Consider the following 22,615-nt stretch of genomic DNA (forward strand, 5'->3'; position numbering starts at 1 on the left):
AAATTGATAACAGAACGATCAGGCCAGGGTGCGCAGACGCTTGAGTTCGAAGTGTTCGAGGAAATCGCCGGCCCTGGCCCGAAAATTCTGGATATGGGCGCTGGCGTCATGGGCTTGCAGGGCCTCGTCGCTGCTCCACTGTTCGATCATGTAGAAGGCCAGTGGATTGGCGAGGTCCTGATGCAGGTCGTATTGACCGCAACCGGCCTCGGCACGGGTGGGTTCCAGCAGCGCGCGTAAATGCTGTTCCAGGGCGCCCTGCTGGCCGGCTTTGGCGATCAGGGTGGCAATGGCGGTGAACGGCTGGGACATATTCGACTCCGGAAGAGGGGGGTGTTTTCGATGGGCAGATGATTGGCTATTTCTACGCAAGATAAAACCCGCTAAAAGAGCAGTCTCTTTCAATATTTTTTTGATAATCGAGGCTGGAAATGCTGCGTTTCGATGATTTGCAATTGTTTGTCCGGGCAGCGGACCTGGGCAGTCTGTCGGCGGCGGCGCGCGGGATGGACATGTCCGCTGCGGTGGCCAGCGCGGCGTTGAAGCGCATCGAACAGCAACTCGGCGCCCGTTTGCTTGCCCGTTCCACACGCAGCTTGCGCCTGACGGCCGAGGGCGAGGGATTTCTCGAATACGCCCGGGCGGCGTTGAGCAATCTCGACGAGGGTCGCCGGTTGTTGGCCGGTAGTCAGGATCAGGTCAGTGGGATCCTGCAGCTGTCGGCGCCCTCGGATTTCGGTCGAAACCTGCTGCTGCCGTGGCTCGACGAGTTTCAGCGCGAGCATCCCGGACTCACGGTGCGCCTGCTACTGGGGGACCGCATCGCCGACCTGTTCCGCCAACCGGTGGACATTGCCCTCAGGTACGGCGAGCCGGAAGACTCGAGCCTGGTGGCGCTGCCAATCGCTCCGCAGAATCGCCGCGTTCTTTGCGCCGCCCCGAGTTACCTTGCCCGGCAGGGTGAGCCACGACAGCTTGAGCAATTGGCGCAACACAATTGCCTGCTGTTCATGCTCGGCAGCCGGGTCCACGATCACTGGAGTTTTCATGACGGCAAACGCGAGGTCAGCCTGACGGTCAGCGGTGATCGCTTCAGCGATGATGCCGATGTGGTGCGACTGTGGGCTGTCGCGGGTGCCGGAATCGCCTACAAATCCTGGCTCGATGTCGCCGCCGATGTGCTGGCCGGTCGGTTAAAGGTGCTGATGCCGGAGCTGCAATGTGAGCGTGCCCCCCTGAACCTGCTGTGCGCCCATCGCGCGCAATTGAGTAAACCGGTGAACCTGCTGCGGGAAATGCTCGTCAGCCGCTGCGCCAGTTCAAGTAGTCGATTTCCGACGTTCTCGGGCGAAGGTCATTAATCGCAGGAAAATAGCGAAATTTCCCTCAGGAACTATCACCACCCTTGGGTTACGCAGGGCAGGATCCAGCGATTAACACGCTTATACTATGCCATTGAGCAGTAGACGAAACGATTCAACAGGGAGTGAATACATGGAACATGCACCTTGCATCAGCCAGATCGCCACATTGCTGGCTGACCCAAAGCGCAGCGCAATGATGTGGGCTTTGATGGACGGCTCGGCGCGACAATCCGAAGAGCTGGCCTTGCTGGCCGGCGTGTCACCGTCTTCGGCCAGTGCCCACCTGGGGCGTCTGTCCGCCGGTGGCCTGTTGAAAGTCGAAATTCGCGGGCGCAAGCGGTTTTTTCGGCTTGCCGGACCCGAAGTCGCTGCTGCTATCGATGCATTGGCCAGTGCGACGATTGCCAGCACGCCAAGGGACATCCCGGCTATTTTCAAGCGCAATGCACCCCTCTCCAGGACTCAGGCAGCGCCTTCGCCATTGTTGCGCGCCAGGCTGTGCCACGATCATCTGGGCGGTATTTTGGCCGCCGACCTCTACCAGCGTCTGCTGAATGCGGGCTGGATCGAACAGTTCGATCAGCGGGTGTCGATCACTCACAAGGGCGCCACGCAACTGGCGAAACGCGGAGTGTTCGTCCAGGCGCTGGCGAACAAAACCAGTAGAACCGCCTGCGCTTGTCCTGACTGGAGCGAAAGACGTCCACACATGGGCGGCTCACTGGGCGCGGCGTTGCTGCAACTGTTCATGCAGTCTGGTTGGGTGAGTGTGTCCAATGAGTCGCCAGCCGTGCAAATCACCGCTGCGGGGCAGCGGGAAATTCATCGATTTGCCAAGGAGAGCGAGCTGCAGGTGGTGCCGTAACGCAAGCGGCGTCGAGGGGCTTGGGGTTTTGTAGGAGCCGGCTTGCTGGCGAAGGCGGCGTGTCAGGCGACATCAATGTTGAATGTGATGGCCTCTTCGCTGGCAAGCCAGCTCCTACAAGGGGTTGCGGTGATGGTTAGGGTTTGACCAGCCGCGCATCCAGGCTGTTCTGCGCCAATCGCCTGGCCTGATCCTGGGTCATGCCCAGATCGGTATACAGCGCGTGGAAGTTCTCGGTCACATACCCACCGAAGTACGCCGGGTCATCCGAATTCACGGTCACTTTCACGCCGCGTTCCAGCATGTCGAGAATGTTGTGTTGGGACATGTGGTCGAACACGCAAAGCTTGGTGTTCGATAACGGGCACACGGTCAACGGAATCTGTTCGTCGATGATCCGCTGCATCAGGCGCTCGTCTTCGATGGCGCGTACACCATGGTCGATGCGCTGAATCTTCAGCAGGTCCAGAGCCTCCCAGATGTACTCCGGCGGACCTTCTTCACCGGCGTGGGCGACGGTCAGGAAACCTTCGTGGCGGGCCCGATCGAACACGCGCTGGAACTTGCTCGGCGGGTGACCCATTTCTGAACTGTCCAGGCCCACGGCAACAAACGCATCGCGGAACGGCAGCGCCTGGTCGAGGGTCTTCTCCGCTTGTTCTTCACTCAAGTGGCGCAGGAAACTCAGGATCAAGCCGCTGGTGATGCCCAGTTGCTGCTCGCCATCCTTGAGCGCGCTGGCGATGCCGTTGAGCACCACTTCGAACGGCACGCCACGGTCGGTGTGGGTCTGTGGGTCGAAGAACGGTTCGGTGTGAATCACGTTCTGCGCCTTGCACCGCAACAGATAGGCCCAGGTCAGGTCGTAGAAATCCTGGGAAGTGCGCAACACGTCGGCGCCCTGGTAATAGAGGTCGAGAAATTCTTGCAGATTGTTGAAGGCGTACGCCTTGCGCAGGGTTTCGACATCGCCCCACGGCAGGGCGATCTTGTTGCGCTCGGCGAGGGCGAACAGCAGCTCGGGTTCAAGCGAGCCTTCCAGGTGCAGGTGCAGCTCTGCCTTGGGCAGGGCGTTCAGCCAGTCGTACATAGTCTTTTCTCATCAGGTGCAGATGGCGAGCATTCTACAGGTGCCCGTGGCGACAATTGGCAAAACCTGACCAGGCGGTTCATCGCGCCGCCGGCTGCTCGCGAAGAGGCCCGAAAGGCCAATAAAAGTGCATGGACTGGCGCGGTTGCCAGCCACGGGTACGCTAAGGTGTAACGAAACGTTAGCGCCGCCCCGCAATCAGTAGCTCATCCCACTGATATTTCGCCTCACCCGGCAAAAAGGCCCGCAATGCTCACACTCATCAAGCAAGAAAAGTTTCTGCTGCTGGCCCTGATTGCCGCCTTCGTCGCCTATCCGCTGGAGCACTGGATGTTGCACAGCGGCCAGCCCATCGCGCTGACCGCCGGCCTGGTGCTGGTCGCTTTCATTGTCATCGCCTCCATGCGCGTCGCCCATCACGCCGAACTGCTCGCCGAAAAAGTCGGCGATCCCTACGGCACGATGATCCTGACCCTGGCCGCGGTACTGGTGGAAGTGGTGATCCTGGCGATCATGATGAGCAATGAAGCGTCGCCGACGCTGGTGCGCGATACGATTTATTCGGCGGTGATTTTCTAGACAGACACCGCTTTGGTGTCAAAGCCCTTAGGCTTTGACACGCTCTTGCTTCTGTCTTTAAAGCAGTTAAAGCCTGCTTTTGATTGGGAGTGCTCTTGCCTTGACCTTCCTGGCACACCCCGATCTATGGCATACCCCGGAAGCCCGAAAATTTTCCTCGGCCAGTGTCTGCGGCTCTGCTTGAGGTTTATGGATAACTTGCTGTGTAGGGAGCATCCTTGCCCCGAGTTCATACAACATCAGCGACACACGGCTACCTGTTAGGCATTTGGCTGAGCGGAAAGAAATGGAGTTATGTAGGTGACGAACTCTGCATGAGGAGTGCGATGCTCATTCCACCTTGGAGGGTTTGAGGGCGGTCGATGGCGTAAGTCGCATGTCGTGATCATCAACCGCTCCTTGGCGCGTGAGACACCCACAAAGAAGCCGCAACGCTCCTCTTGGGCTTTGGCCCAAAATGTCTGTGTTTCTACACCGATCATGATTACAGAGTGGAATTCCAATCCCTTACTTTTATGAATCGTCAGAAATCGGACTGCTTGATCGTTGGAGAACAGATCAAGTGCTTTGAGCAAATCCGGTTCTTGCTCGAGCAATTTTTCAATCTGCTGTCTTGTGTTCTTGATAACCTCGTTCAATCTGGCCTTTGCTTCGTAGTCAGAAGAAAGGGTGGCCAGCACAGGTAGGCCGACGTTCTTTAGGAAAGTCATGGTTAAATCCCACCATCCTTTGTAAGGAGTGTCAGATCGGGAAGACTTTTTCACCTCCTTGAGGTGAGCAACATAGAGCCGCTCGAAGCTTCTCTGAAGTTCTGATTCGCCTTCTTCGTCATTAAACGATACCAGTTGCTCCATCAAACTAATCCACGCCGTTGGCTCTCGCTCGCGATACAGGCATGACAAATAGTCAATGATTAGGCGAGCGGCGGGCTCATTAACCAAGTCTTGAGACTCATGCTCGTTGCGATAGGGCACGCCCTTGGCGGCTAACTCTTCCATGAGAGGAGTGCCATATAGGTCAATCTGCCTTGGAAACAGAATTGCTATTTCGTGGAGGGGGATTTTCTCTACATTTATCCACTGTTTAATGAGCGTGGCTAGTGCGACTGCTTCACTGTGACTGGTGTCGTAGTTTCGGGCGAAGAGTTCGCCGTCGTTCCCGATTATCAGGTCGTCGGCCATAACAGCGGCAGGATCAAGCGTTCGGATGATTTCATTCTGCATACGCAACAGGCGAGGCTTAGATCGAAAGTTACGATACAGATTTAGTGGCCTAGCGCCGAAGTCCTTTGCGTACTCTATGAATATGCCATCCAGTGCCCCTGCCCACCCCATGATTTTCTGTTTGGTGTCACCGACTGCGGTTAGACGAATCGGCTTATTCATAAAAACGAGCTTTAGAAGCGCGTACTGCTCAGTGGTGCAGTCCTGAAACTCATCGAGGAATACATCGGTATAAGTCTGACAAATCGCATTCCTCGCAGTCTTTGAGTCGTTCAAAATTTTCGTGGCGAGTGGTATAAGCTGCGCGAACTTAATCTGCTTTCCTGGGATTTGTTCGTTGCCTACAGAGTAATTGGGCTCTAGAGAGTCCTTGCCTGTAAGTACCGGTCTAAATCTGTCAATAATGCGCTTGGCGAAGCCATGAAACGTGTAGCTGTCGAAGCGCGCAGCTAGGTCAAGGCCGCATCTGCGACGAATCCGCTCCTTGAGGTTTTTGCTGGCATCGACCTTGAAAGATATCGCGAGTATTCGCTTGGGATATCGACAGTTTCCGGTGCGAAGCAAAAAGTCTGCACGCTGCGCTAGAACTTCCGTTTTACCAGCGCCTGGGCCTGCGGTGAGCGCGAGCGATTTTCGAAGTTCCCTCACAGCAATAAGCGCGTTTGTTTCCAAGGTCAAGCCATCGGCGACTTTCCATACGTCCGCGCTAATCATTCTGGGATGTCCTCCAGCGCCGCGATGATTGCGTCGGCCAAACGATCTAGCGATGGCGGAAGACTCTTTAACAGGTCTTCATCAGTCAGCTTTGCAAGGGCAGAGATGTGTGCTGCCGGTTTGCTACCTAATTTGAACTTGGAGTGGTAGGTGCCAAACAACCGCTGCTCTGCAGCGGTGTACTGTGCAGGGTTATGGTGGCTCTTCCCGAGAACCGCCTTAAGTGTTGTCTCGTCAGGATCACTTTGCTCAACAGAGTACGCGTCTGGATAGGCACTGATCATCGCGAAATCTAAATCCATCGGCTCAGAGAAGAAGACGTCGCGCTTCTCCAACTCGAGAAATAAGCTCACTTTCTCGAAAGTATGATGTGTTCGAATAGGAGGCTCTTCGTTCCATTTAACAATGTGCCAGTCATCAGGAAGTATTTTATCTGGAGAAAACTTGGATAGCTGATTGTTGACATTGCGGATGCGGCCCCAGCCACCTTGGTGTCGTGCGACGTCGAGATCCAATAGGGTCACATAAGGCGTTTCTAATGCAGCCAGCAACCGCCAGAAATGATTGACGTGGCGCCCCCCCAGTGGAGCGATAGTCACGGCTGACTCATCAACAGGCGCGCCTTTCGCTTGAAGTATTCTTGGAAGGACAATTTCCTCACTGTCGCCTTCACCCAGTACAACCAATCTAGAGAAATAAACTTCAGGAAAAGCCTGCACAGCCTCTCGGACAAACTTATGAGCCTCATCTTCCTTGTCGGGTAGGGCTATGCAGGTGACCTTAGTTGCACGACTCGCGGCCAGGCGTAAATAGCGGATGTTCTCGGGATCTACGCGGCGGAGCATGGATGGGGCATGCGTCGCAATGATTGCCTGAGAGTCAGCTCCTCCAATGGAGCTGTTGAGGGCGTTCACGATGCGTCCGAGGTAATGAGGTGAGAGGCTGTTTTCTGGCTCTTCCACTGCGATCAGCGTGAATGACGGTGGCTTCAGTTTGTCAGCATCGAAAGAAACGTCCTTACCGGTGAGGACTGCCCGCCCGATGGCGTGAGAGGACAACACCAGCGATAGATAAAGCATCGACTTCTGTCCATCGCTGAGGCGAGAGAAGTCGACAAGGTTTTCGTCGTGTCCTGGTGAGAACGACACTGACATATGTCTGAGAAGAGACTCAATCTCGGAGGTAACGAAGGTGAGCTTGGGGTCGGTGAAAAAGGTACCCCTGTGAAGCCGCTTCCACATCGCGTTAAGGCTTTCACTGAATGCACTTACCGACTGGTTTCCTGACAAGCACTCGCTGATCTCGTCAGTGAGTTCTTTGATCCGCTCGCGGTCATCCTCCCAATTGACGGCTCGTAATAAGCGACCGAGCAGGGCATTAGCGCCATAGGTGATGTGGTCGGCAGGGTCTCGTCTGGCGGGGAGGTAATGCATTTGAATGGTATTGCGATGCGTCCGAGTGACTACTGCGGTCGACAGTGGGTTGGCGTCCTTATCAACGTCAAGGACATACACTAGGTTCTCTTCAATATCCCCATCAATCCCCATGGTTGCGCTCAATCGATATCTAACGCGCGGGATGCCGTCGGCTGTATCCAATCGCATATGAGCGAAGTGCGGGGCCACGGTAGAGTTGTCTTCATCTTCCAGAAGCTCTGGAAATTCGAAATCCGCTTCCAGCCACAGACTGCGTTCCTCAGGTACCAAATCCTCATCAGGAGGTACATGGAAGTCAGATCGCTTGATCCTGCGCAGGCTTGGATCAAAGGCAAACAATCTGCAGAGCGCTTGCAGGACTGCTGTTTTTCCGGAGCCATTAGGGCCGATGAGGTAGGTGACATCCTCGAATGTGATTACCGTAGGCCCCTTGTCGAAGGACTGAAAATTACATAGCCGAATACTCTGCAGCTTCATTGCTTACCGCCCATCGTCCAGGATGTGTACGCCCCGCGTCTGCTGACTTGGTTCGCGTTGCCGACAGCCTACGTTCGGATATCGGTGACGTAGCATAGGGGCTTTGATCTAAAAGATGGTAGTAGGCCAGCATTCAATGACGAATGTTTGGTGCAGTCCTCAAAGCCATGTTGCAACCTGTATTGATATTGAGGCTTAGGGTGCTTACGGAATGGTGGTCGTTGTCAATGCATCCGGATGGTCGAGTCACCTCCTTGTTAGCCACCATCTAGCAGGAACTACAGGGTCAAATGTTCTAGACACGGCGAATGAAGTGAATCAACTCGTGGCGCAGCAAGGGCGTGAATATCCACCAAACTCATGGATGAACGGGATGGTATGTCAATTGTCTAGTAAAGGTGCTTTCCGTATCCCGTGACGCTATGGCAAATCTGAGCTTACGGGGAACGTATGGAGGGCATTGGCCCTGGTATGCCTGAGGTGGTCGGGGAGTAGAATTAGCAACCAGAAGGAGCCTTAGATGGCCAGTAGTAGCCTATTCGCACTCTTGGATGACATAGCCACTCTGCTCGATGACATCTCCCTCATGAGTAAGGTTGCTGCGAAAAAATCAGCGAGCGTCCTCAGCGATGACCTAGCTGTAAATGCTGAACAGGTCATTGGGATGAAAGCTGATCGTGAGCTTCCCGTTGTATGGGCTGTCTTCAAAGGGTCAATGAGGAACAAAGCCATCCTTGTCCCTTGTGCTCTGATCTTGAATGCTGTGCTGCCAGGAGCTGTTCATTGGTTGCTGATGGCCGGTGGCGCATATCTCTGCTACGAAGGATTCGAAGCCATAAAGGAAAAGCTGACTCGTGATCGTAACGATGGGAAAGGAACAAAAAAGCCCACGAAGCCCAAGACCCCTGAAGAAATGGCTGCGTTTGAGAAGCGAAAGGTCAGTGGAGCGATTCGTACCGATTTTATTCTCAGCGCTGAAATCATTGTCATAACCCTGAATATCGTCGCTGAGGCATCTCTGCTGCAGCAGATCCTGACATTGGTCATCATCGCTGTCGTGATGACGATTGGGGTGTATGGCTTTGTCGCCGCTATTGTGCGGATGGATGATGCAGGCCTTATTCTTGAAAAATCACAAGCGCAAGGAACATGGGGGGTAATCGTCAGAAAACTTGGGGGAGTACTTCTCTCTGCTGCGCCCATATTGATGAAGTCTCTGTCCTGGATCGGCACCATTGCGATGTTTTTGGTAGGTGGTACGTTCGTTTCGGACGGCATCGAGCCTCTCACGCATTTCGTAGATGGACTCGTAGGGGGGGCGAGAAATTGGGAGCTAGTTTTGACTCTGGGAATTCACTGTGTAATTGGCGCTTTGGTCGGCATGACGGCTGTTGCGCTGGTTAAAATCGTCTCGACGATCTCAGCCAAAGCAGCACGCTAGCCGCACTGACCTTTTATGGCTTTTAAATACTGTAAGGCTCTTTAGCTATCGCCTAAGCCTTGCACCTGAAAATGCGCTACGTAGTTTGCTGCCAGTACCGATAAACCGTGGAACTGGCCAATCCAAGCCTCTGCGCCACCTCCGCCTGACTCAATCCTAACGCCTTCAGTTCTCTCACAGCATCGGCATTCTTGGTATTGCCAGGCTTACCCGAAGGTCTCTTTTTGAGCTCTTTGCCCACAAACTGACTCCGGACAAGCTCCTCTCCTCCGTCTGCTTTGAATGAGTCAAGCTCTGCACGTGCCCGCTCTAGAGTAGTGTCGGTAGGTTCATCCTTCTGGATAGCGACGCAGAGGGCCAAAAGAGCAATAGGATCGAATTGGAGGGCCTCTGCTAGCTCCATCAATTTCGCAACCGTGATATTGCTCTTACCCTGCTCCAGCTTACCTATGTTTGCTTTTGCACTGACGTCTGCCAAATCACCGTAGTCAAAGCCTCGAATTGTCCTGATTGCTCTGAGTGCTCCGGCGATCTCATTCTTAAGCGACATGGTCTGCCTCAAAAGCGAGGATAGAGCCATAACGCCTGTCTTCCGATAAACCACGTTTGGTAGTAGTATAGGAAAAATGCGGTGACGCCTTATCAGAGCTAAGCCGCACAATCATGGGTTCAGAGTCTTTTTGAGATGGGCATCAGGCAGTTTTAGCGACCTGAGCACCAAACATATCACATGTATTGCCAGACGCTTTTTGATCGGATCTGAAAGAGATACCGATGGCCAGCGGGTGCGTCCAAGCCTTGGAGACGCCTCGATGGAAAGCCAGGATGGGAAAGATCGTCAGTGGTCGACTCGAGGTCAATCACTGACCCGGACGGAAAGGAAAATACGGCATGTTTATTTCACATGAAGCTTATAGAGAAGGCCGACCCGGCTTCCCGGGGCCAGGGCGAATCGCCTGGCGAATGGTCGAGCGGGAATCAATGGATCCTTGGTATCACGTCATCCTTCGGTTCACGGAGGGAGCCAGACAACTCACCAAGAGATTTATGCCAACGGACGCCTCTTTATTGTCCAACCTACTGGAGCTGGAAGGCCCAACTTGCCTCATCGAAGAGGTTCAGGTCATCACCTCACCCTGCGTCAATGGAGGCCTCTCAGAGCGTATGGAGAAGCTAATCAGCCTGGTCATCGGTTACGACCAGAAAGGCGAGTGCGTGTTACTTCACACGGTTGCAAGCGGAACGGTGTACAGCAGCACTTCCGATTGTCTCGATGTCAGTTCGCTGTCCGACATCCAAACAATCTACCGAGACATGAAGAGTGCTCATTCCCAGGTTCAGGGTGCTTAGCACTGCACTACACGGTGACGACGATGAAGCTTCAAATCTACTCAGATCTGCACCTGGGATTCGCTCGATTCGAGCCCGCCCCAAGCGCCGCGGACGTAGTCATTCTCGCTGGTGATATTGATATCAAATTGCGTGGAGTCTCGTGGGCAAATGACACATTCCAGTGCCCGGTGATTTACGCTTGCGGAAATCATGAGTACTACGGCGGCCACATTGATCACACGTTGCGAAAAATGAAAGAGGCGGCTGCTGCTCACGTGCACGTCCTCGAAAACGAAGTATTGATCATCAACCAAACTAGGTTTTTGGTCACGACTGCATGGACAGATTACTCGTCGACCGGAGATGTCGTTGCCGCGAAACGAGTCGCTTGGGACTGGATGAACGATTTCACCGTGATCAGAACCGATGAAAATTTCCGACGTTTGCGTCCTGATGACTTGATCGCTAAATCACAGGCGGCGTACGCCTGGCTTACTGGGGAACTGGACAACCCCTTCGCCGGTAAAACTGTCGTCGTCACGCACCATGCTCCTACGTCGGAATACGTGAGTGGGGATTTTCCTGCACATCTTACTGCAGCGTACGCAAACAATTGGCCCGAGCTTCTGGGGAAGGCCGATCTTTGGGTGTATGGACATACCCACATCGCTGCGGATTTCGTTAAAGGAGGATGCCGAGTAGTGTCAAATCCTCGCGGATACCCGACCGAAGAGACCGGTTTCGATCAGGATTTTCTGATCGAGATTTGATGAGCCGTCTCTCAGTGATGAACCTTAGCGAACTGAATTTCGCTGTGTACGAATTCGAGAAAATTACATGGTCACGTTAGAAGAAATCTCGCAGCTACTTTACGGCGCAGGCGCGGAGATGGCTGGCTGGTTGGGGGCTGAGGAAGACCTGATCTATTTAGCAGCAAAGTCATTCCCAGGCAAAGCATTCTGCGTTGTTCGGCAGTGGATTTTGATCGACCTCACGGTCAATTCAGATGAGAAGGAAAAGCTCATCGGACTGGGTCTACTGCCCGCGACTCTGTACGCGCATGAAGTCGTTTTCGATAGCCGAAATCGATTTCAGGCGGGCATGTGGGTACGCAGTAACTTCGCAAAATCCTTCGCAGAAGGCTGCATGGTTGAAACCAACAGTACGGTCTACCTCCTTCTAGGGGCAGGACAGAGAAAAGAGGCTAGCATTGGTGCCGCTTTTTCAATGAAAGCCGGTTAAGCAATGACCGCCGCAAATACGTATTGAGTCATTTTTTGGAGCGTTGGCCGGATGGCTGAAGTAATCGAATTGAAGTTTCATAGTAAGGATGTGAGCGATTTCCAGATGAGTCGCTTGGTGCGAGCAAGTCTTCGAAAATACAGCGTACCCATTACAGCTTTTATCAGCGACGCGATGATCGCAGATGACACATGCTTCGGGGTGTCCTTTGACCATTCGAAGCATGACGATGCTTACCACAGATTGGATGGTTCCATTCTCCTCACAGGTAAAATTCAGTCAGCGAGGAAAGAGGGTCGGTTTTGGTTGCTCGAAACTCAGGACGGTAACTACGTCATTGCTAGCTTCAAGCGAGGCCTCGGCAGAGCGAGCTTTCTCAAACTACTCGAATCCGCCGACCGTTTCTAAATGATGGTGAGAAATTCACTTTCTGATTTAGAGATAGGGTCATGGCAGATGAAAGATGGTCAGTTGCTCGGGCAATAGCTAATTTCGACGAGTTGCTCGACCAGGTGATCACGTCTCGCAAACCGGTTTTCATTGAGGGTGAAGGTCGGACTGCGGTGCTCCTCTCAATGGATGAGTGGAAATCGATTCAGGACAAGCTCAATTCTTGTGCCCCGGCAGACCTCTGAAAATCGTTTGTCATGGCCTCTTACGGTTTCAATCAGCGCGCTCCGAGCCATGCGGAGCGCTTCAATCTGTCTCTATCCTGTGATGCCCATTTTGCCGTCAGATGGATGCACAGCTCGCCTTGGCTTAGTAACCGTATTCGTTCAGCAGCTTCTGCAAAAACTCCCGCCGCCGTTGCACGATGCTCAATACAAGATAGTCGCGGTGGGTATCTCTCGTCGACAAATGCCCCGCGTCCACAAGACCATGAATGTAGCCTTCGGCTCGGCCTCTTGCTTCAAGCAACGCCTCTTTGGATGTGCTTTTCAAGATGTCTTCAGCGATGAGGTGCCACCGCTTTTTCTGGCGATGCCCAACGGGGCCGTCGGAAAATTTCGGGGCGTTGATCAGAGTGTTGAAATCGGCATGCGCGGTAGGTGTTTTCAAAGCGGACTCTCGCAACAGTTACGTCTGTGCCGGAGGCTATCATGCGCACACTAAATCGCTTGCTACTGGGTGGCTTACTGGTAGTCCTTCCCTTGCTGATCACTGTTTCGAGAGAGCGGTTAACCGTCAGCTCCACCCGTGCTTCCAGATTTGTTTAGCACGTTCAGTTTTGTGAGATGCCAGCCACTCGTTTTGCTGGCTGTCAATGAAGCCGCCGAAGATGCGAATCTTAGAAAGTCGCGGCGCCTGACGCCCCCAAACTGAATGGACATGAGAGGGTAGTTCCCAGCGCGTATTCTGAATCTGAAGTTCCGAAATGTAGGAAGGGTTCCACTCTCCCGTGCATTGATCACAAAGTCCAGGACTCTCTGCAAGCCACACTTTGGCTGATGGTTTGGCGAGCGACGCCAAAACCCATGGACTATCAGTATCGAGCTCTTGGGCTATGACCCAGTCAGACAGAAAGGCAGTAAGTTGATCGAGAAGCCAGCGATTGACCCGGTCGCCATTGTCCGGTGATTCAAAAAAAGCACCGCGATACCCTGTTCTAGCATTGAAGAACCAATCAAAGATGTCGTGACTTACACTTCCGCAGAAAACGGCGCGCTTGAACGTCGCGTCGTCTTGGCGCGATTCACGGTGGAAGCAATTTAGCTTGAGTTCACATCGTATGGCGTCGGCTAGCTCTGTGATCGGCAACGGATGAGTAAGCGCGTCGAGCCGTGTGGATTCGGATGTACCAACGTATCGCCAAGAAGGTGGTTGCACGACAGCATCTCTCCTAACAAATACAGGTAGAGCTATGTGATCTTCCAGGCCATGCGTTGCTAGACGCGCGGATGCTTGCAGAGCTTTTCAAGGCCTTGGCCTCTAGGTTTGTTTTGTCACCATAGAGGCGCATCACGACGCAGCCCCATCAGCTTTGGACGGTGTGCTGCAGGTGATTCGAGTTTCACCATCGATGGGGAAGCGGCAAAACTGGATTATTTGAAATTATGGCTCAACCATAATTATTGCTGAGCCATAATTTTTTACTTCAAAGGGCTTCGAAGCATCGCGTCGTCATCAAAACAGGAGTGGAATTCTCGAAGCTCTCAGGAACGCTTGGGTAAAAAGGGGAGCTCGATTTTCTCAGGTGTCGAGCATGTCCCATTCCTCGCCCAATACCCACCGCAATGCGGAGAGCTTTCCGTTAAGCATGCCCCATTCGAAATCGCTCCAAGGCCCGGTATCTTCGTATTTTTCTCTAACGCGTTGAGCTGCAGCCTTAGCCCTGATCAAGACATCTTCGTGGATCACACCATTGCCGTAGCGTGGTGTGCCTGCCGGGACGATTTCTGTTTCCCCTTCATCGATGTGGTACATCATGTTCATGTGTCGGTTGTACCAGACCTTGTCGAACAGCTCGTCCATGGCTGACATTATTTCTTGGAGACCACGAGTCTCGTCCTCCCAGGCAAAGCTGTACTCATAATGGAATTCTTCGAGGTCTAATAAGTCCTCGATGGCGGGGCTGGTCGAGTTGAAGAACAGCGAGGTTTTGTCATCAAAGATTTCTGCAAAATCATCGTGTGGTTTTCGGTGATCTTTTGCAGAAAAGTCGGTGACATTGTGGGTGACAAAACGGAAGCTCTCGTATTCATCCGCGTGTTGTGTCCGGAACTCCTGGAAGGCCTCAACCAGCACTGCATCAGCAACGCTATTCTTCTGTTTGTGGAAAGGAGCACGCTTGGCGATTGCTCGCTCTGCAGCTCTGATCTTCGAGGCATCTGAAATCTGCAATTCAATGGCGTTCTCGAACAGCTTCAGAACACGGTTCACCGTCACTTGAGTCGCTTCAGATAGGATTGGCAGCCTTTGATTCACGTCATCCAAGGTGTCGAGCGCAGCTTCTTTCCCATCACCACCGAATGACTCAATCACACCTTTCACCACCCGGAACTCGTTAGCGAGGCGCTTACGTGTGGCTTCGATAACCCTGTCCTTGTTTCGCTCATACTCCATGCGTACCAGGTCGGGCAGCAAGATCTTGATTGCGTCATCCTGGACTAGGTGCTCTAGGGCGGTAAGCATAGGAAGCTCGGCCTTTTGTGAAGACATATCAAGCCAGACGCAGGTGTCGAGCATTACTAGATGCATTGAAGCTCCCTTTCAGCTTGCTGATTGCTAGACTTGGCCTTGGCCATCACCGGATAATGGCCTATCAACATACAGGAGCGTCAAATGTCTCGTCTCGCAGAATTCCGTGCCCTTGAGCAGCAGCTCGCCGCTCAACTCGCTGAGCTCGAAACCCTGAAAAATGATGACGGTCTGAAGCGCGAAATCGAATTCGAGCAGAAGCTTCGCAACCTGTTGGGTGAGTACGGCTACAGCCTGCGCAACATCATCGCCATTCTTGACCCGCAAGCCTCGCGCCGTGCTCCTGCTGCCACCGAATCCAAGGCAGGCACCCGCAAGCCGCGTCAGGTCAAAATCTACAAAAACCCGCACTCGGGCGAAGTCGTCGAGACGAAAGGCGGCAACCACAAAATTCTGAAAGACTGGAAAGCTGAGTACGGATCCGACACCGTGGAATCTTGGTTGGCTAAGTAAGACTGTTTGAGTACAAACAATCAGGGCCCTGCGGGGCCCTTTTGCTGTCAGGAGCAGGTAATTACCCCCTTGCCCCATGAAGGATTCATGATGAGCAATCAAGAAACGCGTTACCCGAAAGGCTACTTCAAAAAAAATCCGAAAGAGCTCCCTCCTATCCTTAAAGGCTGTGATTTCCACGCGGTGACCAAGACCCGCTTAAACGGGAATAACAACAGAACAACTCTATTCGAGTTTCTCCCGAAGCAGTTCAAGGCACTGCTGGAAGGCATTGATCAAACCGTTGAGCGAATGGTCTCGGATGCCACCAAAAAGCTTAGGAAAAAGCAAAGGACGCTGAAGTCTGAGCTGAAACAGGCGAATGGGGCTTTGGTGAGTCTTGAGGAGCAACTCGATGAAACCATCGCTGAGCGTGATGATGCGCTTGCGCAAGTAAAACAGCTCACCAAGAAACCCAGTAAAGCTGTTGATGATCCCCAAAAGGTTAAAAATCTCGAACGGGAGCTTCAAAGGATTAAAGGGCTATTTGAGCAGAAGAGTGATGAAAATAAGAGTTTGAACTCTCAGCTCAAGAACATTCAGGCTGGCGATCAGAAGGTCAAAACCGATCTGAGCAAAGCTCTAAAAGCCAACGCTGAGCTCACGAAGTTTCTCACCGACTTAAAGTCTGCGCTCGTGGAAAGCGGGGTTAAATTAGAGGAAGTCGCCCCAGAGACGTCTGGAATGAGTACCGCTGGCACCGTCCTTTCGGGCAGCACCATTAAGATCACATGGCCGAAGCCGTACCGTGGCTAATAGTCTAATGGGCTATAAGTCCTCGGCTGGTCTAGAGTCACAAAACTTGATACTACCTTGAGTTCAACATAAATTCTAAAATGGAAGTCGGAAGCATGATAAGGGTTGATATTTCAAAGTTGAAGAAGGGAGACATAATTCTTTCAACATCAACCAAGTTCCAAAGCAAAGTCATTAGATTCTTCACGGATAGCGATATATCTCACGCTATGATTTGCGTGGCAAATGGCTCTGTAATGGACTCGACTGGAGAGGGAGTTCATGCAAGAAATATTGAAAAAATGTTCTATGATGATAGCTGTGCGATTTATGCATACAGACTGAAGGCTGGTATTTCCGACAGTGAGATGCAGGCAGTTCTAGCATATGTGCGCAGCGAAACTGGATCTCCATATACAACTCTGGGCGCAATATCTTCAGTAGTCCTGCCTAAAATCAAGGGAGGTGGTCAGCAGTTTTGCTCCAGACTTGTAGCGCGCGCTTACGAGAAGGCTGGGATTAACATAACAACAAACCCTGATACATGTACCCCGGCAGATATCCAAGAGTCACCACTGCTTGAGTTAATTCCTGACGCAGTTATCCCGGTTAGTGATGCTGATATCGAAAATTTAAAAAAAGAAGGCGACACAACAGTTGCTTATCGTGATATAGAGTCCCGCCTACTAAAGAATCTTAGAGATATTAGGCCAAATATCAGGGTGATAAATGATATAGATAAAATCCTACTAGATGAGCCAGCACTAGACAATATCTTTGCAGCAATCTTCCTGGAGTCCGGCTACTTAGAGTTCTGGCAGGTCGAGAGAAATAGGTTTCCCTGGCGGTATGATGAAACGGAAATTGTCGCCTTCTATAACATTATAGAAAACAAAGAGGATCTCATTGGGTACTGTGAGAACACCATCTCAAATGATGCTGGAGGAAAAGGTGATTTCATGCATTGGGATCAAAACCTAGTCCGCTATACCAATTACGAACGCGAAAAAGGATTGCGCACATTTTCCCTAATAAGGGAGCTGTATGTAAATCTGGCGTCTGGCCATAAGTTGCGGGTTGAGTCAGCAAATTTTTTAGTTAGAAAGTATAATGGGCAAAATCGGGCCAGTATCTTAATATAAATCTTATAAATATCCCAGCGAATTTAAGGAAGTCGCCCTGAGGGGCGCTTTCCTTCTAGTTTTTCACTCGCAATCCATCTGGCTGCTCAGCATCTTGTATTGATCAAAATCTTTGCAGCAACCATCTTTCAAGAACGCGAGTTGCTCATCATTGAGTATGGCAGTACCTATGATTTGATTGTGCCTTATTATCAAGACTAAGGTTTTGTCAGAAAGGGCTACGCATCCAAGCTCCTTTATTCGGACTCCATTTTCCCCGGCATCGCTATCAAGCTTGTCAGGTAAATCGAGCATGACCGGCCTTCGAACACTCTCTTGGCGAATTAACGTAGTATTGCCAGACTCTAAAAGAGACTGATACTTTTTATCAGAAATACTCATACAAATATTCTTTTTATAATTTTGTTGTCAAACCACTCAATGACCATCCCGCCGCACTAAGTTTTTACAGAGTTCGCGACCTGCAACTATCTGGTCGCGAATCTCTTCAGCGTCAATGCTTATGCCACCACGTGGGGTGGTCTTCAGGGGCTGGAGGCCATTGGTGGCTAAGATGAACTGCTCTTCCTGAAGATTCCAGACTACTTTGCGAAAAAACCTCGGGCAAAAAAGGGCCCTGGAGGGCCTAACCTGTTTTCTGTTTGGGTCTCTTGGTGTTCTGCACTACAGCTGCGGTTGAGCCGAAGACCGTCTGACCGCACCGGAGTAGCATGTTTCGATTTAGGAGATCCACGCATTCCTCCGTCGCCTCCATGACCCCTCTGCCGTACATTTCAGAGTCATTGACCATATATGCCATAGTTGGCGAGATGGGAAAATAGAAGTCAGAGTGTTCTGGTGGTGGCCCTGAGGAAGTATCAACGACTGAGGGATGAACACTGATAACAGGGTGGTCACTGGTTAAAAAAGGGGTTTTAGTTTTATTGACGAGCCATACCACATTTTTTCGATAGTAGAACCGGTCAAGATTAAAGCCGACGTTGACACCGTAAACTAGGCTCATGAACCACCAGGTCTTCTTGGCGATCCTCACATACTCGTCGCCTGCGTGACGCCACGAGTCGATAAATGTATCCCTGAGAAACTTTGTTCGGGCAAACTGATGACCGATATAACTGTGTAGGTTATTTCTGTTCTGAGCTGATTTAAGAACTGACAGATCGCCGTTTCGGAGTGACTCGAGAATAGGCCTAAAGTCGTTTTCGACCGTAGTGTGGATGTTCTCTAAGGTATTCGCTAACAGCAATTCACGTTTGTGAGCTTGATCTTCTCTGTCTAACACTTCGATGGCGCATGACAAATAGATCATCTTTTCGAGCATCTTGTAGTGGAACGCTCGAAGGTGCTCATCTGCTTTGTCAAGCCAAACCTGGATAAACTCTACGTCTTGGTCATTCAGGGGAGTTATCCTGTAGAAGTGAGGCTCGCAGGCCACACCACGGACGCTGTAAAGCTCCACGCCCTTTTTTGTCTTCCGGTATACATCTCTACCGTTTTCTGCCCAACCCCTGAGGTAGTGTGCCCAAACGTAGTGATTGTTTTTCTTGACCTCTTCACTCTTCAATCGAGCGATTTCCTTCTTGGAGATAATGGCTTACACAAGCTTCTAAGGCTCTAACATCGCCCAAGGCACGGTGGTCGCGAAAGGCTGGACGCAGAGCAAGGGCCTTGGTGGCCGGCTGCCGCCCAATGAATGTCTCAAGGGGGCGGACACCGAAAGTTGGCTCAATACCCGCAGCTTAGTACAGCACGTCCAGCTAGTAGCAGTCGGCTGGGTTGTCGGAGCACAGGATTTTGCCGTCAAACAGTCGGCTCATGGCCTTGGCGACTTGGGGGAGACTGGCCTTCGCTTATGAACTGTTCCCGGCTGAGGCCATGCATGTCCTGCGCGTCGTATCTCCAATGATCCCAGTATGAGGCTGGCTGGATCAGGGCTTGGTACTCACCACTAGCGAAGATAACCGCTACTTCGATTGGGTAGCTATCGGGACAATTCCTGATGCATCGAAGCCAATAAAATGTGTTGGCTTCATGCTGGTCGTCCATGCCAAAAGGCCATATTGTCTGCGGCCTTGTTTGGAGTCAAAGCGCGTTGCCTGCCCATGGTGCGATGATAGGTTGCCAGCATGAATCAATCCCAGTTCGACCTCGTCCTGTCTCGAGTACGCGTGTGCACTACGTCACTGGTAACGCCGCGATTCCGCATCCGGATGTGATCACGGGTGGTTGAAGGTCAACAAAACACTGCATACCGGCGACGTCGTCGAAACCAAAGGTGGCAACCACAAAACGCTGAAGGATTGGAAAGCCGAGCACGGCTCCGCTACTGTCGAGTCCTGGCTGAGCAAGTGATTTTGTTTTGAGTACAAAAGAGCCCTTCGAGGGCCCTTTTTGTTGCCCGGTTTTTATCCGGAGCGGAGCTGCACTTGAACACTTATAAGTTGGGCGAGAATGTCCCAAATAGGTAGGCGCACCCACACTGCGCCCACCTTTTTGCCACTCGTCGACGCGTTCAATACTGATAAAACCCTTTCCCCGTTTTTCTTCCCAACAATCCACCCGCCACCATTTCTTTCAGTAAGGGTGCGGGACGGTATTTGCTGTCGCCAAACCCGTCGTGAAACGACTCGATGACGGCGAGCAGCGTATCGAGACCGATCAAGTCAGCTAGTGCGAGTGGCCCAATCGGCTGGTTGCATCCGAGTTGCATCCCCACATCGATGTCTTTCGCGGTAGATAGCCCTTCCTGAAGAACCAGGATTGCCTCGTTGATCATTGGAACCAAAATTCGATTTACCACGAAGCCAGGACGGTTTCCGGCGTTAATCGCGGTTTTACCAAGGCGATCCGACAGTTCAATCATCTGGGCGTGGGTGGCGTCAGAGGTTTGCAGCCCACGGATTATTTCTATCAGTCCCATCATAGGTACAGGGTTGAAGAAATGCAGGCCAATGAATCGTTCCGGCTTATCTACACTAGCTCCTAACTGGGTGATAGAAAGCGATGATGTGTTAGTCGCGATGACGCAGGTTGGGCGCACGTATTGTGAAATCTGTTTGAGTATCCGTAGCTTTAAGTCCAGGTTCTCGGTGGCTGCCTCTACAACAATATCTGCACCATTCAACAGCGAGTAATCAGTCGAGGTCTGCACTCGTGCTATTGCGTCTTCTGCTTGCGCGCTCGATAGCGTTTGCTTTGACACCTGGCGTCCAAGGTTCCTCTTGAGAGCAGAAAGCCCGCGCTCCAATGCTTCGTCATTGATATCAAGCATGAGCACGCGATAACCCGCAACAGCAGATACTTGTGCGATTCCGTTGCCCATGGTGCCGGCACCGATCACGCCAATAGTTTGAATGGTCATTTAATTACACCTTCAGTTGAAATATGGCTGATCGCATCGATAACAGTTTGTGCTGCTCGAAAAGCTTCTGCTGACGCAGGAACACCTGCATACACGGCACAGTGGAGGAGAACCTCACGGATCTCCTCCACAGTACAGCCGTTGTTAAGTGCCCCTCGTACATGCCCGGCGAGCTCCTGAGGCGCTTTGAGCGCAGTCAACGCTGCAAGCGTTATGAGGCTTCGGGTTTGGAGAGACAGACCAGGCCGAGTCCACACGCCACCCCATGCATGCTCGTTAATGAAGTCTTGGAGGGGTTGCCTGAAGGCGGACGCATCGTTCATGGCCTTATCGACAAACTCATCCCCCATTACGGATTTTCGGATATCGATCCCGCTCAGTTTTTGATCAGTCATCTGGCTTCCTTTGTAAGGGATAGATGGAGGGGTTGGTTAAAGGAACTTGATGGGGTAATTGATGATCACTCGGTTGTCGTCCATGCTGAAATTGCTGAAATCTCGCCGTAGTGTCGAGTTGCGCCATTTGAGCGAAAGGTTCTTAAACGCACCGCTTTGAATGACATAGGCGATTTCGGATTCACGTCCCCACTCTTTGCCGTTGTCCGTACTGCCGATGTGGACGTTGTCACCCGAAATGTACCGGTTCATCAACGTCAAACCTGGAATGCCCCAGCCGACAAAGTCGTAGTCATGTCGCAGTTGCCAGGACTTTTCTCCGGCGTTGTCATAGCTAGTGATAAAGCTGTCGTTCGCCAGGGAGCCGCCACCTGCGCCGTTGACCCGCATCCAACCGGTACTTCCATGAACTTGCTGCAACCCGAGATAAAAAGTGCTTGTGCCTTTCTTGGCCGAAAGCATGGCGGTGTAGGTTTTGTTATCCATCTGACCGGATTTAGCTGAACCGTCTTCGTCGCCTAGAAACACACCAGTATTTGCACCGAGCTTCCACGACCCGACCTCTTGGGTATGCACAACATTGAGGTACTGCTGCTTGTAGATGTCCTGTAGCTGCGCATACCAGAGGCCCACGAGGGTGGATTTGTTGTTGAAGGTGTATTCGCCTCCTGCGAAGTTGAATCGATCCGAGGTAGCCCCAGGTCTGCCGGCCATGAACATGTCATCCATGCTGGCGTCGTTACGAGGACTGTTACCTCTGAATTGACCGGTATAGAGGCTGAGGTTTTCGATTTCTTTAGAGGTGATCTGAGCGCCGCGAAAAGTTTGGGGCAGAGATCGGCCATCGTCGGATCGCAGAATGGGTAAGGCTGACTGCCATTCACCGACCTTCAGTTCTGTCTGTGAAAGTTTGGCTTTCAATGCGATCCCTAGCCGACCGAAGTCGTCAGCTGGACGTCCGTTATCATGCACAGGTAATAGCTGGGTTCCTGCCGTGCCACGGCCACCATCAAGCTTGATCGAGTACAGCCCTAAAACGTCGACGCCAAAACCAATTGTGCCTCCGGTGTAACCCGACCGAACATCAAGGATGAAGCTTTGTGTCCACTCCTCAGCTTTTGCTTGTGGGTACGTAGAGTCGAGAAAGTTACGGTTCTGATAAAAATTTCGGAAGTTGAGGGATGCGGTAGCATCATCAGCAAATCCCTCGGCCAAGACCGACATGGAGGCTGCAGAAAACAACAACCCAATAGCACCTGGTACAGCTACAGCGGAAAGTTTGGGTCGTGCAGAGCGGATAAGGATATTCATTGTTGTTATTCCTTTTTTCTGCGCGCAGGTATCCTCACAACGGAAATGCTGCGTCGAATGATTGAGAGTGCAGGGGGGGCGCTAATTAATCGTAAGCGAACGGGCATTACAGGTTGCGTAACGGCAGCCAGTTATGCGGCAACAACCCGGCGATCTCACTGGCGCGCTGGGTCGGCAGCCGCATCAGCACATCCTTGAGATAAGCATACGGATCATGC

25 protein-coding genes and 2 pseudogenes are annotated in these 22,615 nt (G+C 52.1%); 13 read left to right on the plus strand and 14 right to left on the minus strand.

The genetic code is table 11. The features are described 5' to 3' along the window. Positions 1–18: 18 nt before the first annotated feature. Entirely contained in the window at positions 19–312 is a 294-nt protein-coding gene (locus BZ163_RS14295) for a putative quinol monooxygenase (RefSeq protein ID WP_128871453.1), read from the minus strand. A gap of 119 nt (positions 313–431) precedes the next feature. On the opposite strand from BZ163_RS14295, the gene BZ163_RS14300 reads away from it, so the two are divergent. Both BZ163_RS14300 and BZ163_RS14305 read left to right on the plus strand, forming a co-directional pair. After that, on the plus strand, positions 432–1,361 hold the full coding sequence (locus BZ163_RS14300; protein WP_128871454.1) for a LysR family transcriptional regulator: 930 nt from the start codon (positions 432–434) through the stop codon (positions 1,359–1,361). 133 nt (positions 1,362–1,494) lie between these two features. Continuing rightward, positions 1,495–2,229, plus strand: coding sequence for a helix-turn-helix transcriptional regulator (locus BZ163_RS14305; protein ID WP_128871455.1), 735 nt, complete (start codon positions 1,495–1,497; stop codon positions 2,227–2,229). Positions 2,230–2,365: 136 nt separating this feature from the next. Here the strand turns inward: BZ163_RS14305 and BZ163_RS14310 are convergent, their stop codons facing one another. Beyond that, positions 2,366–3,319, minus strand: a complete 954-nt coding sequence (locus tag BZ163_RS14310; RefSeq protein WP_128871456.1) for an adenosine deaminase — start codon at positions 3,317–3,319, stop codon at positions 2,366–2,368. A gap of 249 nt (positions 3,320–3,568) precedes the next feature. Here BZ163_RS14310 and BZ163_RS14315 point away from each other — a divergent pair. Then, positions 3,569–3,892 (plus strand): annotated as a pseudogene (locus tag BZ163_RS14315) (calcium:proton antiporter); the annotation flags it as partial. Between the two features lie 266 nt (positions 3,893–4,158). On the opposite strand, the gene BZ163_RS14320 reads toward BZ163_RS14315, so the two are convergent. Further along, positions 4,159–5,835: an ATP-dependent helicase gene (locus BZ163_RS14320; RefSeq protein WP_128871457.1), complete on the minus strand. Its 1,677-nt coding sequence runs from the start codon at positions 5,833–5,835 to the stop codon at positions 4,159–4,161. Continuing rightward, positions 5,832–7,748: an ATP-dependent endonuclease gene (locus BZ163_RS14325; RefSeq protein ID WP_128871458.1), complete on the minus strand. Its 1,917-nt coding sequence runs from the start codon at positions 7,746–7,748 to the stop codon at positions 5,832–5,834. Before BZ163_RS14325 ends, BZ163_RS14320 begins: the two co-directional genes overlap by 4 nt. A gap of 520 nt (positions 7,749–8,268) precedes the next feature. Between BZ163_RS14325 and BZ163_RS14330 the strand changes: the two genes are divergently transcribed. Next, on the plus strand, positions 8,269–9,189 hold the full coding sequence (locus BZ163_RS14330; protein ID WP_128871459.1) for a DUF808 domain-containing protein: 921 nt from the start codon (positions 8,269–8,271) through the stop codon (positions 9,187–9,189). Between the two features lie 76 nt (positions 9,190–9,265). On the opposite strand, the gene BZ163_RS14335 is transcribed toward BZ163_RS14330, so the two are convergent. Further along, positions 9,266–9,739: a resolvase gene (locus BZ163_RS14335; protein WP_128871460.1), complete on the minus strand. Its 474-nt coding sequence runs from the start codon at positions 9,737–9,739 to the stop codon at positions 9,266–9,268. A 341-nt stretch (positions 9,740–10,080) separates the two neighbouring features. Here BZ163_RS14335 and BZ163_RS14340 point away from each other — a divergent pair, with 341 nt between their 5' ends. The 5 genes from BZ163_RS14340 (at position 10,081) to BZ163_RS36420 (ending at position 12,398) form a co-directional block, all read left to right on the plus strand. After that, on the plus strand, positions 10,081–10,539 hold the full coding sequence (locus BZ163_RS14340) for a hypothetical protein (protein WP_128871461.1): 459 nt from the start codon (positions 10,081–10,083) through the stop codon (positions 10,537–10,539). A gap of 23 nt (positions 10,540–10,562) precedes the next feature. Next, complete coding sequence (locus BZ163_RS14345) at positions 10,563–11,291, plus strand: metallophosphoesterase (protein WP_128871462.1); 729 nt, start codon at positions 10,563–10,565, stop codon at positions 11,289–11,291. A gap of 67 nt (positions 11,292–11,358) precedes the next feature. Further along, positions 11,359–11,763 (plus strand): hypothetical protein, encoded by a 405-nt coding sequence (locus BZ163_RS14350; protein WP_128871463.1) that lies wholly within the window; start codon positions 11,359–11,361, stop codon positions 11,761–11,763. A gap of 51 nt (positions 11,764–11,814) precedes the next feature. Next, positions 11,815–12,171 carry a hypothetical protein gene (locus tag BZ163_RS14355; RefSeq protein WP_128871464.1) on the plus strand — a complete coding sequence of 119 codons (357 nt, stop codon included), beginning with the start codon at positions 11,815–11,817 and terminating at the stop codon, positions 12,169–12,171. A 41-nt stretch (positions 12,172–12,212) separates the two neighbouring features. Then, complete coding sequence (locus BZ163_RS36420) at positions 12,213–12,398, plus strand: type II toxin-antitoxin system prevent-host-death family antitoxin (protein ID WP_128871465.1); 186 nt, start codon at positions 12,213–12,215, stop codon at positions 12,396–12,398. A gap of 124 nt (positions 12,399–12,522) precedes the next feature. Here BZ163_RS36420 and BZ163_RS14365 read toward each other — a convergent pair whose 3' ends face one another. The 3 genes from BZ163_RS14365 to BZ163_RS14375 form a co-directional block, all read right to left on the minus strand. Continuing rightward, positions 12,523–12,822, minus strand: coding sequence for a hypothetical protein (locus BZ163_RS14365; RefSeq protein WP_128871466.1), 300 nt, complete (start codon positions 12,820–12,822; stop codon positions 12,523–12,525). Positions 12,823–12,948: 126 nt separating this feature from the next. Continuing rightward, a complete protein-coding gene (locus BZ163_RS14370; RefSeq protein WP_128871467.1) occupies positions 12,949–13,590 on the minus strand; it encodes a hypothetical protein in 642 nt (213 codons plus the stop codon). A gap of 363 nt (positions 13,591–13,953) precedes the next feature. Beyond that, positions 13,954–14,961: a PIN domain-containing protein gene (locus BZ163_RS14375; protein ID WP_128871468.1), complete on the minus strand. Its 1,008-nt coding sequence runs from the start codon at positions 14,959–14,961 to the stop codon at positions 13,954–13,956. Positions 14,962–15,045: 84 nt separating this feature from the next. Here BZ163_RS14375 and BZ163_RS14380 point away from each other — a divergent pair, with 84 nt between their 5' ends. From BZ163_RS14380 to BZ163_RS14390, 3 genes are all read left to right on the plus strand, one after another. Further along, the gene (locus BZ163_RS14380) at positions 15,046–15,414 is read left to right on the plus strand and encodes a histone-like nucleoid-structuring protein, MvaT/MvaU family (RefSeq protein WP_128871469.1); all 369 of its coding nucleotides are present in this window, start codon (positions 15,046–15,048) and stop codon (positions 15,412–15,414) included. A gap of 90 nt (positions 15,415–15,504) precedes the next feature. Next, entirely contained in the window at positions 15,505–16,209 is a 705-nt protein-coding gene (locus BZ163_RS14385; RefSeq protein ID WP_256579025.1) for a hypothetical protein, read from the plus strand. 80 nt (positions 16,210–16,289) lie between these two features. Next, positions 16,290–17,330, plus strand: a complete 1,041-nt coding sequence (locus BZ163_RS14390; RefSeq protein WP_128871471.1) for a YiiX/YebB-like N1pC/P60 family cysteine hydrolase — start codon at positions 16,290–16,292, stop codon at positions 17,328–17,330. Between the two features lie 63 nt (positions 17,331–17,393). Here BZ163_RS14390 and BZ163_RS14395 read toward each other — a convergent pair whose 3' ends face one another. Together BZ163_RS14395 and BZ163_RS14400 are read right to left on the minus strand one after the other, a co-directional pair. Further along, on the minus strand, positions 17,394–17,711 hold the full coding sequence (locus tag BZ163_RS14395; RefSeq protein ID WP_128871472.1) for a hypothetical protein: 318 nt from the start codon (positions 17,709–17,711) through the stop codon (positions 17,394–17,396). A 244-nt stretch (positions 17,712–17,955) separates the two neighbouring features. Continuing rightward, a complete protein-coding gene (locus tag BZ163_RS14400; protein ID WP_168187362.1) occupies positions 17,956–18,894 on the minus strand; it encodes a DUF4238 domain-containing protein in 939 nt (312 codons plus the stop codon). Between the two features lie 662 nt (positions 18,895–19,556). On the opposite strand from BZ163_RS14400, the pseudogene BZ163_RS35645 reads away from it, so the two are divergent. Further along, a pseudogene (locus BZ163_RS35645) lies at positions 19,557–19,682 on the plus strand (transcriptional regulator); the annotation flags it as partial. 160 nt (positions 19,683–19,842) lie between these two features. On the opposite strand, the gene BZ163_RS14410 reads toward BZ163_RS35645, so the two are convergent. The 4 genes from BZ163_RS14410 to BZ163_RS14425 all read right to left on the minus strand — a co-directional run. Next, positions 19,843–20,691, minus strand: a complete 849-nt coding sequence (locus BZ163_RS14410; RefSeq protein WP_128871474.1) for a 3-hydroxybutyryl-CoA dehydrogenase — start codon at positions 20,689–20,691, stop codon at positions 19,843–19,845. Further along, a complete protein-coding gene (locus BZ163_RS14415; protein WP_128871475.1) occupies positions 20,688–21,086 on the minus strand; it encodes a carboxymuconolactone decarboxylase family protein in 399 nt (132 codons plus the stop codon). Before BZ163_RS14415 ends, BZ163_RS14410 begins: the two co-directional genes overlap by 4 nt. 36 nt (positions 21,087–21,122) lie before the next feature. After that, positions 21,123–22,310: an OprD family porin gene (locus tag BZ163_RS14420; protein ID WP_256579027.1), complete on the minus strand. Its 1,188-nt coding sequence runs from the start codon at positions 22,308–22,310 to the stop codon at positions 21,123–21,125. A gap of 193 nt (positions 22,311–22,503) precedes the next feature. Further along, a partial coding sequence (locus BZ163_RS14425) for a transposase domain-containing protein (RefSeq protein ID WP_143510995.1) occupies positions 22,504–22,615 on the minus strand: 112 nt, incomplete at its 5' end.

This window comes from Pseudomonas sp. VI4.1, from assembly GCF_002029345.1.
Lineage (GTDB): Bacteria > Pseudomonadota > Gammaproteobacteria > Pseudomonadales > Pseudomonadaceae > Aquipseudomonas.